General features: G+C 52.2%; 11 protein-coding genes and 1 other RNA gene. 3 read left to right on the top strand and 9 right to left on the bottom strand.

Annotated elements, in window-relative coordinates; translation table 11 throughout:
* Positions 1-113 precede the first annotated feature (113 nt).
* The 6 genes from K6V98_RS05850 to ffs all read right to left on the bottom strand — a co-directional run bounded on the left by K6V98_RS05850 (position 114) and on the right by ffs (position 9,436).
* Positions 114-845 carry a GntR family transcriptional regulator gene (locus K6V98_RS05850; protein ID WP_222199577.1) on the bottom strand — a complete coding sequence of 244 codons (732 nt, stop codon included), beginning with the start codon at positions 843-845 and terminating at the stop codon, positions 114-116.
* A gap of 350 nt (positions 846-1,195) precedes the next feature.
* A complete protein-coding gene (gene mfd, locus K6V98_RS05845) occupies positions 1,196-4,765 on the bottom strand; it encodes a transcription-repair coupling factor (RefSeq protein WP_222199576.1) in 3,570 nt (1,189 codons plus the stop codon).
* 1,048 nt (positions 4,766-5,813) lie between these two features.
* On the bottom strand, positions 5,814-6,593 hold the full coding sequence (locus K6V98_RS05840; protein WP_222199575.1) for a hypothetical protein: 780 nt from the start codon (positions 6,591-6,593) through the stop codon (positions 5,814-5,816).
* Between the two features lie 438 nt (positions 6,594-7,031).
* On the bottom strand, positions 7,032-7,694 hold the full coding sequence (gene nth / locus K6V98_RS05835) for an endonuclease III (protein ID WP_222199574.1): 663 nt from the start codon (positions 7,692-7,694) through the stop codon (positions 7,032-7,034).
* 2 nt (positions 7,695-7,696) lie between these two features.
* Positions 7,697-9,262, bottom strand: a complete 1,566-nt coding sequence (locus tag K6V98_RS05830; RefSeq protein ID WP_306792778.1) for a DNA recombination protein RmuC — start codon at positions 9,260-9,262, stop codon at positions 7,697-7,699.
* 78 nt (positions 9,263-9,340) lie between these two features.
* An RNA gene (gene ffs / locus K6V98_RS05825) (signal recognition particle sRNA small type) lies at positions 9,341-9,436 on the bottom strand.
* Between the two features lie 298 nt (positions 9,437-9,734).
* Here ffs and K6V98_RS05820 point away from each other — a divergent pair.
* Genes K6V98_RS05820 through K6V98_RS05810 form a run of 3 tightly spaced genes read left to right on the top strand, consistent with a single transcriptional unit; the run spans position 9,735 to position 11,736 of the window.
* Entirely contained in the window at positions 9,735-10,244 is a 510-nt protein-coding gene (locus K6V98_RS05820) for a hypothetical protein (RefSeq protein WP_222199573.1), read from the top strand.
* Positions 10,241-11,008 (top strand): GntR family transcriptional regulator, encoded by a 768-nt coding sequence (locus K6V98_RS05815; RefSeq protein ID WP_222199572.1) that lies wholly within the window; start codon positions 10,241-10,243, stop codon positions 11,006-11,008. The genes K6V98_RS05820 and K6V98_RS05815 overlap by 4 nt, the downstream gene beginning before the upstream one ends.
* Positions 10,993-11,736, top strand: a complete 744-nt coding sequence (locus K6V98_RS05810; protein ID WP_222199571.1) for a GntR family transcriptional regulator — start codon at positions 10,993-10,995, stop codon at positions 11,734-11,736. The genes K6V98_RS05815 and K6V98_RS05810 overlap by 16 nt, the downstream gene beginning before the upstream one ends.
* A gap of 160 nt (positions 11,737-11,896) precedes the next feature.
* Here the strand turns inward: K6V98_RS05810 and K6V98_RS05805 are convergent, their stop codons facing one another.
* Genes K6V98_RS05805 through K6V98_RS05795 form a run of 3 tightly spaced genes read right to left on the bottom strand, consistent with a single transcriptional unit; the run spans position 11,897 to position 14,039 of the window.
* Positions 11,897-12,757, bottom strand: coding sequence for a PTS system mannose/fructose/sorbose family transporter subunit IID (locus K6V98_RS05805; protein ID WP_222199570.1), 861 nt, complete (start codon positions 12,755-12,757; stop codon positions 11,897-11,899).
* Complete coding sequence (locus K6V98_RS05800) at positions 12,741-13,526, bottom strand: PTS mannose/fructose/sorbose/N-acetylgalactosamine transporter subunit IIC (protein ID WP_222199569.1); 786 nt, start codon at positions 13,524-13,526, stop codon at positions 12,741-12,743. Before K6V98_RS05800 ends, K6V98_RS05805 begins: the two co-directional genes overlap by 17 nt.
* Before the next feature lie 42 nt (positions 13,527-13,568).
* Complete coding sequence (locus tag K6V98_RS05795) at positions 13,569-14,039, bottom strand: PTS sugar transporter subunit IIB (protein WP_222199568.1); 471 nt, start codon at positions 14,037-14,039, stop codon at positions 13,569-13,571.
* Positions 14,040-14,054 lie beyond the last annotated feature (15 nt).

The following is a 14,054-nucleotide window of genomic DNA, read 5'->3' as shown; positions in this document are numbered from 1 at the left end:
GCCAAAGTCATTTCCATATTGGTGGTGTTATACGCCGGAAGCATTACCCCACTTCTTTGAGCAATACCTACCAGAGTGTTCATATCGACGAGAGCCATGAGCGTTCCTTTCAGCTAGACACGCTGCAGGATCGTTCCTACAACGTAGCGGTTCGCACGTAGCCAGACGTTGCCCCATTCAGCCGAAGTGTTGTCCGCGTAAAAGATCTGCTGCTCAAGGTGGAGCACCGGAGCCTCTTCGCCCACATGCAAAATCCTTCCGCGAATCTCCCCTGCAATCTTTGCTGCATAGCGCGCGCTCGAGTATCCAATACGCTTGCCCGCACACCGCTCCATCGAAGGGAAGAGCGCTTCTTGGTTGAAATCGACTCGATCCAGCCCGGGAGCTTGAAGCAGATTGACGCGATTCTCGATATACATGATCGGCTCGCCATCTACGCTTCTTACTCGCCGGAGAAAAAGGACGGGTGCATTCACAGGAACCTGCATCTTGCTCGATAAAAACTCATCTGCCGGTATCGTCTGTTGCTCCAAAACGTGCGTCTCAAACTCAATGCCCTGCGAGTGCAAGGATTCAGCAAACGAGAGCAAGCAATTGCCCGCAGGGTGGGTAATGTTCGGTCGCGTAACGAACGTTCCCTTTCCACGGATCTGAACGAGAAGACCCTCGTCGACTAAGGCCTTGATCGCTCGCTTGACCGTTCCTCTGCTCATTCCCAAGATGCCTGTAAGTTCAAACTCTGTGGGAATCTGCTCGTCAACGACCCACTCGCGGTTATAAATCTTTTCCCGCATATAGTTGGATGCCTGAGTATGCAGTGGCAGTGCGTTAGTGGTCTGAAGCATGTCCTATCCCTTTCCCTAATTTGTATTTATACATTCATATACAAATAAGACAATACTGGACATGACTAGCTTTTTCGAGGGTGTTTTTCACTATTTGCTTGTACATATTTCATTGGTGAACTGCGGTTTTATGACAGCGATTAGACCTGAGTTTCTCCGAGCTGATTTTTGGTATGTATGTTGCTGCCAAGCCGATACTGAGCAAGTGAACAATTGCCCTTATTTTTGAGGATATGCGCGCCAAAAAAGACTGAAAGCCGAGGTGATTAGCGCCGCAAGGGCAAGGCAGGCGGTAGGAAAGCCCCGGTGAACGGGGCTACGCGTGGGGACGCCGAAGCTTTTTGCTCCGCCTACTCGTCATCACCACCCAACCGAGAAACAATCATGAGTGCTGCTTGCACGGGCCCGGCTTGCTCGGCATCAATGCCTCTGCCCACACCAGAACCCGCCCCCGCTCTCGCGCGATACGGCACGCTGAGCTTGCGGCTCTTGGGGAAGTTAATTGCTCCCAAGCGATCCCGAAGATCTGCTGCCAAATCGCGCGGTACATCCACGCCTTGTATCACCAGCTTGCCACCAGCAAGGCTCACACTCTCAATACCCAGTCGTGCAGCGCGAATGCGCAGGCGCATACGATCAAAAAGATTTTGAGCAGCATCGGGCAACTCGCCTAAATCATGCTCACACGTTGCCTCTATCTCATCTACTACCGAGAGCTCATCTGCAGCAGCAAGTCGGCGATACACCAGCACCCGGCGATCAACCGCAGGCACATACTCCTCATCCAAGAAGAAGTCTGCCGGCAGGTTAATGGTCGTCTGCGTTGCCTCTACCTCATCGCCCGCCTCACCTCGAGCCTCTGCAACGGCCTCGCCGAGCATCTGCGTAAAGAGGTCAAAGCCCACGTTAGAAAGGTTGCCGTGCTGCTCTGCTCCTACGAGCGAGCCAGCGCCGCGAATCTCAAGATCGCGCATGGCGATTCTCATCCCACTGCCCAGATCCTGGAACTCAGACAGGGCGGTCAGGCGTGCTGTCGCCTCCTCGGTCAAAGGAATCTCACCGGGGAACATAAAGTAGGCATACGCCTGAGTGCTCGACCTACCCACGCGCCCTTTGAGCTGGTAGAGCTGGGCTAACCCGAGGCGTTGCGAATCTTCAATGATGAGCGTATTCGTATGGGGGTTATCAATACCGCTCTCAATGATGGTTGTTGCTACCAAAACATCAATCTCATGCTCGGTAAAGCGCAGCATCATGTCTTCTACCTCACGAGCGCCCATTTTTCCGTGAGCTACGCCCACGCGCGCCTCTGGTGCCGCCTCGTGCACGCGCTCAACAGCATCGTCAATCGTTTTGACGCGATTGCTCACATAATAGACTTGCCCCTTGCGCGACATTTCTAGGCGGATAGCTGCAGATACGGTGTCTAGGTCGTACTCACCCACATAGACCTCAACCGCGCGGCGGCCAGTTGGCGGCGTGGTGATGAGACTCATATCGCGCACACCCGAGATAGCCATTTGCATGGTACGCGGGATCGGCGTTGCCGAGAGCGTGAGCACGTCAATTTGCTCACGGAGGTTTTTCAGCTGCTCTTTATGCTGAACGCCAAAGCGCTGCTCTTCATCAATGATCACGAGACCAAGCTTGGCTGGGTTCACATCAGATGAAAGGAGCCGATGCGTGCCCACGAGCACATCAATCTTGCCGGAGGCAAGCTCCGCCAAGGCGCGCCGCTGTTGAGCGGGAGTACGAAAACGCGAGAGCACGTCAACCGTCACACCAAAGGGGGCAAATCGCTCAAAAAACGTATGGTAGTGCTGCTGAGCCAAGATGGTTGTGGGGCAAAGCACCATCACCTGCCGACCGCCATCCACACATTTGAAGGCTGCGCGGAGTGCCACCTCCGTCTTTCCAAAGCCCACATCACCGCAAAGCAAGCGATCCATGGGGCGCGTGCCTTCCATATCCGCTTTAATATCGGCGATGGCATCGAGCTGATCGCGGGTAGGCTCGAAGGGAAAACTCTCTTCCATTTCAATTTGCGCAGCGGAATCTGGCGGAGCGGCAACACCCACAATAGAAGCTCGGCGTGTATAGAGATCGACCAGGTCAAAGGCGAGTTTTTTCGCAGACTTTCGCGCGCGAGCAGTTGCCCGCGACCAATCTGCAGTGTTCAAGCGCGTGAGACGTGGATTCTCTCCATCTGGGCCCACATAGCGCGTAATGCGATCGACCTGCTCAAGCGGAACATAAAGCTTATCGCCGCCGGCATACTCAAGCAGGAAATAATCTCGCTCACGACCCGCTACCTCTTGTCGGGCGATCGAGGCAAAAAGCGCAATACCGTGAGTTGCATGAACCACGTAATCGCCAGGCTTGAAGGGAAAGGTAATCTCGGTGGTATCGAGGCGGCGACGCGCACGCCCCCGAGCGCGCCGAGCATCCATGCGCGCGTTCAGGTCTGAGAGACTAAAGATGGCAAGACGAGCTTCTGGGATCACCGTTCCTGCAGGAAGCACGGCATCTACAAAGGTAACTCGGCCACGCGTGATGGTTGGCACAGCAGCGGGAGTCGCCTCTCTAATCGGAGCCGCGTTCAGGCCATCAGCCTCGCGCTTGCGTGAAGCTACCAAGACCTTCTCGCCTACCCTGCCAGCGTTTTCTGGAGCTGCGGTGAGCGACTCCTCAAAGACAATTCCCTCATCGGAAAAGCTCAGCTCCATAGACTCGCGAGCTCCCCGATCGGGAATAGCAAAAATGCAGGCAAACCGGTTCGATACGACCTCTTGTATGCGCGAAATGAAGCGCGAACTCGCGCCCGCAATGGCGGTTTGTTCCACCTTGAGCTCTGCGGTAACCGTACCTCCCGCACGAATAATACTGACAAGATTCAGCCGCTGACGCGACCCAAAATCGAGCTCTGCCGGAGTCGCATACAGCCCCTGCAAGCTCCTCACACCAGATTCGGCCGCGCGCTTTTCTATCTCCTCATAGGCGCGCGTGCAATCATCAAACAGAGCTCGCGGCTCAGAGAGCACCACCAGCGCACCCTCGCCCAAATGTGTCAGCGGGCTTGCTGTCTGCTCATACATGAGCGGCAAGAACCGGTCGAGCTCAGGACTTGCAATCCGCTCCTTTGCAAGCTCAAGCAAGGCTGCAAGCTGGATATCGTCTTGCGCAGGCTTATAGAGTGCGCGGGACAGGCGCGCAACCGTCTCATCCGTTAAGGCAAGCTCACGACAGGGATAGATCTCAACGCTTGTAAGATCGCCAATCGTCTGCCCTGTAGACGGCACCATTTGGCGAATGCGATCGATCTCGTCTCCAAAAAACTCCAGACGAACCGGTGCTGTTGCTTGCGCTGCCCAGATATCAACGCTATCGCCATGCAGCCGAAAGGTTCCTGGAACATTCGCCTCATCAGCGGGTGTGTAGCCTAAGGCAACCAGGTCACGCGGCAAGCTTTCAAATGACGTTTCTTCATGGAGCGTATAGCCTACCGACTCCCAATAACGGCTCTCGCGCGGGGGCACGCAGCGCAAGAGCGCACGTGTGGCAGCCACCATGACACACGCCTCTGACCGAGCAACACGGCCTAGGGCAGCCGATCGTGTGGCAATAGCTGCATCATCTGCCGGAGTCTCATCCCAGGGGAGATCGGCTCTCTCCGGAAAGCGAACGACGCGATCTTGTCCCAGGTATGCCGCAAGTGAGGCGGCCGCACGGGCTGCAGCATCTTCGCCTGACACCACGTAGACCACAGGGCGTGGCGTACGCGCAAACAGGGAAGCCACGATGAGCGTGCGCGCCGACTGGGAGACCGCAAGGGTTGCATCCTTGCCTGCGGAAAGCGCGTCCTCTATGACCTGAGGCGCTTCGGCAGTCATGAGCTGGGCGGCAATGCGATGAATGAGCATAGGATCCTCTGCAGATAGTCGCACGTCTACGGCGTAAAACCCGCTCGAGAGCTGCTCGCGCGGGTTCAATCTAAATATTGCTGAGTCGGGCGATTGGGCGAGCGGATTGGACGAGCGCGGAGCTCATGTGAAGCATTGGTGCTAACCGCCACGACTTGGCTTGATTATACCGCCTGAAGCGCGAGATGCCCGGTGCCATGTGCAATGCCGTCTTGCACGATAACGGGTTCAATTGCCTCGGCTGACACAGTTTGATAGCGGAGCCTCAACTGTCTCAGGAGCGCGCGCATCTTTGCAGCAGTATCTAAAAAAGGGGGGCTGCGGCTCTGCCTTAGCAAGCGTAGTCCGAGCGGGCTTTGCGGCGGTGTCGCCGGAGAGCCACGCGTTCTTTGCGTCGGTGCCTCACACTCCTTACGCTGGCATAGGCCGATCGTTCTTTGAGTCGGTGCCTCAAGAAAGTGAATCGCTCTTAGAGGACGAACCACGTCAAGCAAGCCTGCGCACGGGGAAGCTTCCGCTCGGAGAGAAGTCGCTGTTAGAGCACATGCCACGTTATCTGAGGATTACGCGTGCTGGGACTTAATGAAATTTCCACCCTACGTAAATGACCCTTAGGGCGCTGGTCGCGTTTTCTGATTATAGGGGGTTACTATTAGTACATTTATTGCCCATGAGGCACAGATTTGACGCGAGGTGCGGTCAAAAGTGCTCCTAACGACACCAAAATGCACGCTCTCATCCACGCGAGCCCAGGAGCGATAAGTCTAAATTGAAATTTTGAGATAAGTTTCTTGCGAAGGGGTTTAATAGCAGGGCGTAATCAACCTGACTTCCGCAGCAAATCCCAAGCCTCTATACTTGAGAAAACATGCATGATACTGGCCTTTTGATCGCAAAGCGGCGCACTGGAGAGATAGCTAATTTTTGCGATTCCCCTACGTTAGAAAGAAGCAACCAAAAGGTAACCGAGAAAGCCCCTGAGACACCAGATCCCAAGGGCTTCCATTCTCAGTTGACTCGAGCGAATCGAGTGAGCAGGGTTCCCTACTTACTTGCGACGCTTCGTCATGTACATGCTAACAGCAGTAGCGGCAATGCCGGTCAGAGAAGCAGCGGAAGTGATCACGAAGACTGGATCGCCGGTCTGAGGCAGATTGGCCTTCTTCTTTTTGCGCTTCGTCTTCTCTTTCGTTTGAGGCACAGCGACCTCGCCGCCCGGAGTCTCCACATCAGCAAACACCGGATAGAGCACGAGGCTTGCAAAAGGATCGTCGGTGGCAGCAAGCTTCGCGCCACCCTCAGATGCAGTCCAGCCAACCAAAACCTTACCAGCAGGGATCTTCATGTCGGTAGGCTGATAGTTGAACCAGTTCTCCGGCGTTACCACGTGGGTGTGGTTACCATACTCACCAGCGGTGGTCTCGTAGCGATAGGTCAAGGTGAGAGACTTGTTCACCTCGGGCTTCTGAACAGGAGCCTGCTCAAACACCGGGTACAGAGCAAAGATCATGCTCGTGTCAGCGTCGGCAGCAAGCTTCGCGCCACCCTCAGATGCAGTCCAGCCAACCAAAACCTTACCAGCAGGGATCTTCATGTCGGTAGGCTGATAGTTGAACCAGCTGTCAGCCGAAACAGTGTACTGCTTGCTCACGTTCTCGCCAGCAGTATTCTCGTAGCGGTAATTCAGTGTGACTGACTTCTTTACCTCAGGCTGCTGGTCTTTGAACTCGGCAGGATTTGCCTCAGCAAATACCGTCGCGGGCATGACTCCCAGAACCATACTGAGACTCAAGCCAGCCGCAACTGCAAGAGTGCGTGCTTTCTTCATTTTAGGCGTCCTTCCTGACTTGCTCCTCATCTCGGTAATAAGAAGAGCACTTCCTGTTCCCATGAAACCGAATCTTGGAAGCAATCAGTTGCTCAACCCCAAGAAATAATTTTTGCGTCATAAGCTGCGGCAAGAAATTGAGTGGAATCTCTCTATTTGAGTATTTAAATTGTAGGGGGGCATTTACGACAGAGTGCTCTTCATAGAGCGTGAGGCTCCATAAACTCGCAAGCATGTACCTACGCATACAGCCCGTACCATATGCGCAAGGCCTGCTCTACAGGAATCGATAAGGGGTCATCGGGCGCGTTCGACAGCTACCATTGTTCGTGCACAAACTTGCATGCTGCATACTGTTTCGACTATTCGTCACTATCTCAGCACGTATGCATTACTTATATATAAGAGAGGCCACAGGCACGCACAAAGCGCCGCTACCTAGGCAGACTGAACACTCGGGCAAAGATCAGTCATTGGGCACTCGGAGCAGCGCGGGGAGCGGGCATGACAGATCTCACGCCCAAAGGTAATCCACTGGTGGTTCACGTTCTCCCACCACTCGCGAGGTAAGAGCTTTAACAAATCTTGCTCGGTTTTCAGTGGCAGCTTCTCATGCTTTTTTAGCGAGAAGCGCAAGCGATGTGCAATGCGGTTGACATGGGTATCCACTGCAATGCCCTCCACAATGCCAAATCCCACATTAAGCACGATGTTTGCAGTTTTCCGGCCAACGCCTGGCAGCTGTGTGAGCTCATCCATCGTACGGGGAACCTCTCCCCCAAAATCAGCCATGATCATCTGTGCAGCTTCTACGGTGTGGCGCGCCTTAGTTTTATAAAAGCCGAGCGACTTAATTACCTCAGCGACCTCTGCAGCCGTGGCTCCAGCCATAGTTTCTGGCGTAGGCCAGCGGCGAAAGAGCTCAGGTGTTACCTTGTTCACCTGGGCATCTGTTGTTTGAGCAGACAGCAGTACCGCAATAACGAGCCTGAATGGCGTAGCGTGATCCAAAAAGCACTCAACCGGCCCATACCGACGGTCGAGCCGCTCGCAAAATTCAATCGCCCGCTCTCGCTTAGCAGCATTTGTCTCGCGAGCCACGACTATGCCTCCTCACGAACCTCAGCATCATCGTCAAAATCTCCTGCGACACCCAAGCTGGAAGCGCCACCGATTCCGAGCAGGTTGGCCGCCTCAGCCGGATCCTCCATCGCTGTGACGCTTTTGAGCTTTCGCTGCATAACGTTTGTACGAGTATTGATAATGCCATCCACCGTGCGCTCGGCAGTTTTTATCTGCTTGAGTGCGCGCGCAAGCTCTTGCTGGTAGCGTGGGAATTCTGCCTTCACCGCAGCAAGCACGCGCTGAATCTCATCAGCGCGCTTTTGGAAGGCAAAGGTCTGGTAGCTCATCTGCAGACTATTAAGCACGGCTGCCATGGTGCTCGGGCCAGCAACATTTACGCGATAGTCGCGCTGCAAAACTTCAATCAGCCCAGGCATATTTACAACCTCGGCATACAGCCCCTCAAAAGGCAAAAAGAGAATGCCAAAGTTGGTGGTATGCGGCACGCTCACATACTTAGTTGAAATATCCTTTGCTTCCTTCTTAATTTGAGACTCGAGGTTTTTGCGAGCAGCAACAACAGCTTCTGCGTCGCCTTCCTCAAGTGCTACATGCAAGCGCTCGTACGCGTCTCCTGGGAACTTTGAGTCAATAGGAAGCAAAATTGGCTCTCCGCCCTCAACCGGCAGACGAACCGCAAACTCCACGCGCTCAGTCTTTCCTGGAATCGTTGCCACGTCTTCCAGATACTGATCAGTCGTTAAGATCTCACGCAAAATTGCCCCGAGCTGTACCTCACCGAGGATGCCACGCGTCTTTACATTTGAGAGCACACGCTTGAGATCGCCCACACCTGAGGCAACGGTGCGCATCTCACCTAAGCCCTTAGAAACCACGTCTAACGACTCACTCACCTGCTTAAATGAGGTGCTCAGGCGCTCGTTTAAGGTGCGAGACAGCTTTTCGTCCACCGTTTCGCGCATCCGATCAAGCTGAGCTGCGTTATCTTCACGGATACCGGTCAGCTGGCGCTCAACCGTTTGGCGCACCTCGCCCACACTTTTTGTGGCCGCATCAGCACTTGCTTTCAAACCTAGCGTCATCTGCTCTTGAAAGCCTTGGATTTGTGTTTGGAAACCACCAAAGCGCTCATCAAACTTTGCCAGCTGATCACGCAGATCTGCCGACTGACGAGAGAGCGTTTCGCTCAGCTTGCTATCAACCACCGAGCGCATCTCGCGCAGCTGATTGTCAGAATCTCGACGTCCTGCTGTAAGTTGTTCGGAGAGCTCGGTGCGCAGTGCCTCTGAACGATCAGAAAGTTGTAAGGATTGACGCAGAACCGCGTTGTGCCGTTGCTGGTCTGCAGCAGCTGAGGCGGTTTGCTGGCGTGAAATGTCTGCAACTGCACCCTCAAGGCGATCTACCTGAGCAGTTATTCCAAGCAGCACAGCGTCAAGCCGAGCAGAAGCTGCCGCAGCCTCCTCTACCTTCTCTCTAGAGGTGCGCGTGGCTGCAAGCAAGCTCCGCACGCTCACGGCAAGAGCCATCACAATCGCCACTAATAAGAGCACGCATATCCACATGAGCACCGAGAGATCCATACCGAGCCTCCAACATTATTGATATCCGGTGCCATTATACGGGGATGCGCAGACACACGCGAAACAGCAAACCCCGTGGACTCGATGGGAACGGGTGCCCGGCAGCGGCTCCTTATGGCTGCTTCCTCCCGGACCTGACCAGGTTCGGAACATACCGTCACCCGCACCCATCGAACGCACGGGGTGGATGCCCATCATACCCGCTCTAACGCCTCACGTCGAGATGGGGAATTAAACGCGTGTATATGGGATCAGCTGAGAAAGGCTCGCCCATACCTTCAGTCCTCATCCGAATCAATATTTCTCACTACCAACTTATGACTTTATTCTTACTGAATAACCCACTACTATGCTACAGACAGCACGTATAGATAGCTGAGACATGAACTAGGAGTGGTATTATTTATTAGAATATTGTATAGGATTGATCTTATGTTAGATACAGCAGCTCTCTACAGCGGAAGGAGTCATTTTGAGCAAACGAGATCTTGGCGCAATCTTTAAACCATATGGCTTCACCATTACTAAAACGCTCTTTGAAGCTCCTGTGCTATCGCCCCTTCCCAACATCTATCAAGATGATACTTCCCAGCACTGGGCAGCTCTATATCGAGGTTCTGACCCGATCATCTTTGCCTACAGCGATATCACCAACGTGGACCTTATTGAGGTTCGAACACAGAATAATGAAACTGCACTGGATGATAAGTCCTTGTTCAAGCGCATTCTTGTAAACCCCCTTTTAGCTTCTAGAGCAAATTTGGAAGCTGACCAGTCTATGTGCCCAGGTATAACTCTACGAATTTCAGTTGCATCTGATCACCCAGAAGAGCAGCCGATACACATGAGCATTCCCATTATCACAAGGCCTGTTCGTAAGAGCTCCGTCACCTATAAGCGCCTTGAACGATTTGGATCTAATCTAAAAGATGCTTTTACTAACATGCAGGAATTAGGATCAAAAGAGACGAGCTCTTCATGACCTTAGGTAGTGGCAGCATTCCTCCAAAAGAACGAGCTATCGAAGGCATCATCTGGCGTATAGCGAGCAACTCACTCAACGCTGGAGATAAGCTCCCTGGAGAACGTATTTTGTGCGAACAGCTCGGGGTATCTCGCACTGCTCTCAGAGGTGCAATTAAACAGCTCAGCTCACAGGGATTACTTGAGAGCAGGCATGGATCAGGAACCTATGTGCTCCCCCCGAAGCCAACTCACATCTTTCAACGCTCAGGTAGCTTTACCGATATTGTAAGCGCAGCTGGAAGACGCGCCCACTCTCTCGTCATTCAGTCGGAATGCACGGTCATGGATGAGCTCGTTGCATCCAAAATGGAGGGAGAGAAGGGAACACCAATCTTTAAGTTAAAACGTGTTCGCTACGCTGATGATCAGCCTATTTCAATTGAGCTATCACACATTAATCTTGAGTATTGTCCAACCATTGCCACTCATGACTTCTCTCGGGAGAGTCTGCTAGCAGTCATACGTAAAGAGCATGGCCTTACGTTTGTCCATGGAGATGAGCAGCTCTCGATTACTACCGTCACTGCAGAAGAAGCGAAGCTTCTTCAGGTTGAAGCTGGTACTCCAGCCTTTTTTGAGCAGTGCCGAAACCGCACTCAAGATGGCATCATCGTTGAGTACTGTCGTGCCATCGCCCTTGCAGATCGATTCCAATATGCCAGCGATGATACGCAAGCAGGCTCAACATCTCAGAAGGTAGAAGCATGGCTCAAGTTTTAAATTCGAAAAATGAGACGACACGCCCCGTCCCTCTCTATCAACAAATCCGTGCTGATCTACTCAATCGGATTGCTCGGTCTGAATATCCTACAGGTGCCGCCCTACCATCAGAAAATGAGCTAGCCAAACTGTACGATACAACACGGCTCACCATACGAAGCGCTCTTGAGGGGCTTGTGCAACAAGGAATACTCCGACGCATACAAGGCAAGGGCACATTCGTATCCAATTTATCTGGAGGAAGAGCGGGGGAAAGTAGCTCACTGAGCGGCTTTAGAAACTCAATGCGCAAGCGTGGCCATACACCCAGCGTGAGGATAATTGAAAAGTCAACTCGGCTAGCCGGACAGTACTATGCTGATCTTTTTGATATTGAGCCAACGGATGCCCTCTATTCGATCCGCCGCCTGAATAGTATTGATGCTATTCCCGCAACGATTGAGCAAGCACTGATCCCTCTTACCGTATTTCCCACTATTGAATCGATCGATATCACAGCGTTTAGTCTCTATGAGACATACGGAATACTCGGCCATCCAGTTTGTGAGGCTCACCAAAAACTAAGCATCACACGGCTTGATGTACATAACGCTAAGCTTTTGTGCACCGATGCGGATAGCCCGGCGCTCGTGCTTGAATGTCTTACCGTCGATGAAAGCGGCCAAATTATCGAGTACGCGCGCTCAATCAACTGTGGCACACGCGCTGGCTTTAGTTATCAGTTCTGAGGCATACGCCTTTAGAGCTCTTCCCTCGTACAGACGCTTGAAAAGGCAGCGAATAGGTAGCGAACAGCCTGCACAACAGCTAAAACTCCAGCTATTGCACAGGCCGTATACTTCACGCTGACTCTAAGCGCCTACAATCTAGTATGCGCTCCAGCTCTCATTACGCTAAGAAGCCAAAGTACGCCCCTATAACACCAAGTGCCATCGTTCCTAAAATTAAAATCGTGGGACTCACTTTTTTCGAGAGCAGCCAATAATATAAGCCGAAGGCACCAAGTCCTAGCAGACCGGGCATGATGCTATCGAGAATACTCTGGAGTGTTGCCGGATCTTCTCCCCCACCAATCGGAATAGGCATGGTAGCCCAAAACATTCCAACCGTCATGGATCCAATTACCATAGCTCCAATAATTCCAATCGCAAGCATGACTTTTTCCATAAGTCCTGACTTAATTGCCTGCTCAAGGAAGTTAACACCTAGGTGATAGCCCTTTTGAATGCCCCACACCCGCAGCCAGAAGCCGGGAATGTTATAAATGAGAAGAAAAGCAATCGGGCCAAGTAAGCTCCCGCTCTGGCATAGTGAAATACCAATCCCTGCTGCTAAGACGCGCAACGTTGAGAGAAAGATAGCATCGCCAACGCCTGAGAGCGGACCCATAAGAGCAGCTTTGACTTCATTTACCGATTCAGGATCTGCTTCACCTCGCGCAATACGCTCCTCCATAGAAAGGGCAATACCGCCAACAAAGGGAGCAAATTGCACCGTAATATTGAAGAACGCCATATGACGAGAAAGTGCCGCCCGATAGCCTACTTCGTCGTCTCGATATATTTTCTTAAGCAGCTTGGCGACCATTAAGCAGAAGGCAATATTCATCTGCTTGTAGTATGTCCAAGAGAACTCCATGCCTAAGGAGCCTATATTCAGTGACGTCTTGATCAGATCGGCTTTCGTTATCTTATGCTCCTGCCCAGCATCGTTCAGGCTAGGGCTGAGCTCATTAGAAATCGTCGTCATCGTCAGCAGCTCCTTCCACGCTAAGGGCAGGCTGTGCACTGCTGCCACTATTGAGAAGATCGAACTTAACAACAGCAATAATGATTGCGGCTATCGCTACACCAAGAACAGGGATACCGGCATACGATGTAATGAGGAAGCCCAAGAAAAAGTATGGCATCACTTGCTTAGAGAGAACGAGGCGACCAAGCATCGCAAATCCCATAGCAGGCAAAATATTAGCTGCAACTCCGAATCCATCGATTACGAACTGTGGCACTAAATCCAACAGACCCTTTACCGCATCGACACCCATATAAAAAGCTGTTGAGCAAAGGATAAAATACAAAACGCACCCGAGCATATTTCCAAGTAAGAAGTGAATCGCGTACACGCCTTTCAGGTTCCCCTCTGCTGCAAAGCGATCAGCAAGATCTACAAAGAATGGATCGAGCGCACGCAAGATATTTTTCAGCGAGAGCGACAGAACTGCGATGGGCATTGCAAGCGCTATCGCCGTCTCAGTACTTTCACCAAGTGAAATAGCGAATGCACAGGCAAGAACGCCACCTATCGTCTCATTTGGTGGGACATATGCTCCGATAGAAATTGAACCCATAAAGAGCAGCTCAAGACTAGCTCCTACCGCCAATCCTGTTTGAATATTTCCCAGCGCAATGCCGACCAACGGACATAGCACAATAGGTCGGAAAGCATAAAGCGTGCCAAGTTGATAATCCAGCGCACCAAAGGCGGCTATTAAGCCAACCAAGATGGACTGCACAAGCATAGCTCCTCCAATCTAAATAATTCCTCAGTTCATACGCTCTCGCTACAAAAATGACCGCGCATCTATCTTTGGATCATCCGCAAGCGCCCTCACCTCAACTTCCACACCTTTGTCGATCAGCTCGCGAATCATGTCGAACTCCTCAGGCTCTAGATAGATTTGGCGCGCTACCTCCTTTGTAGTCGGGCTCGCTTTTGTATTGCCTAAGTTGATGCTCTTAATTTGAGGGCAGCCTTCAACAAGCTGCTTAGCCTCAGCAATGGTTTGAACGCTAATGATCATGCGGTATTTATCAGTTACGCCACTATTTATTGCTTCAATTGCATGCTGCATATCTTTGATTACCAGTTTGCAACCTGCGGGTTTACCAAGTTTCAGCGTGGTCTTCCAAACAGAATCATTAGCAATCTTGTCACCGACACAGAATACACAATTTGAATTTAGACCCTGCACCCACGATACAGCCACCTGGCCGTGGAGCAATCGATGGTCAACTCTCAGTAGCTGAATCATGCGCTTCTCCTAATC

The organism is Collinsella ureilytica, from assembly GCF_019795105.1.
Lineage (GTDB): Bacteria > Actinomycetota > Coriobacteriia > Coriobacteriales > Coriobacteriaceae > Collinsella > Collinsella ureilytica.
Note: the sequence above shows the minus strand (reverse complement) of the source record. Positions and strands in the feature narration are given on the sequence as shown.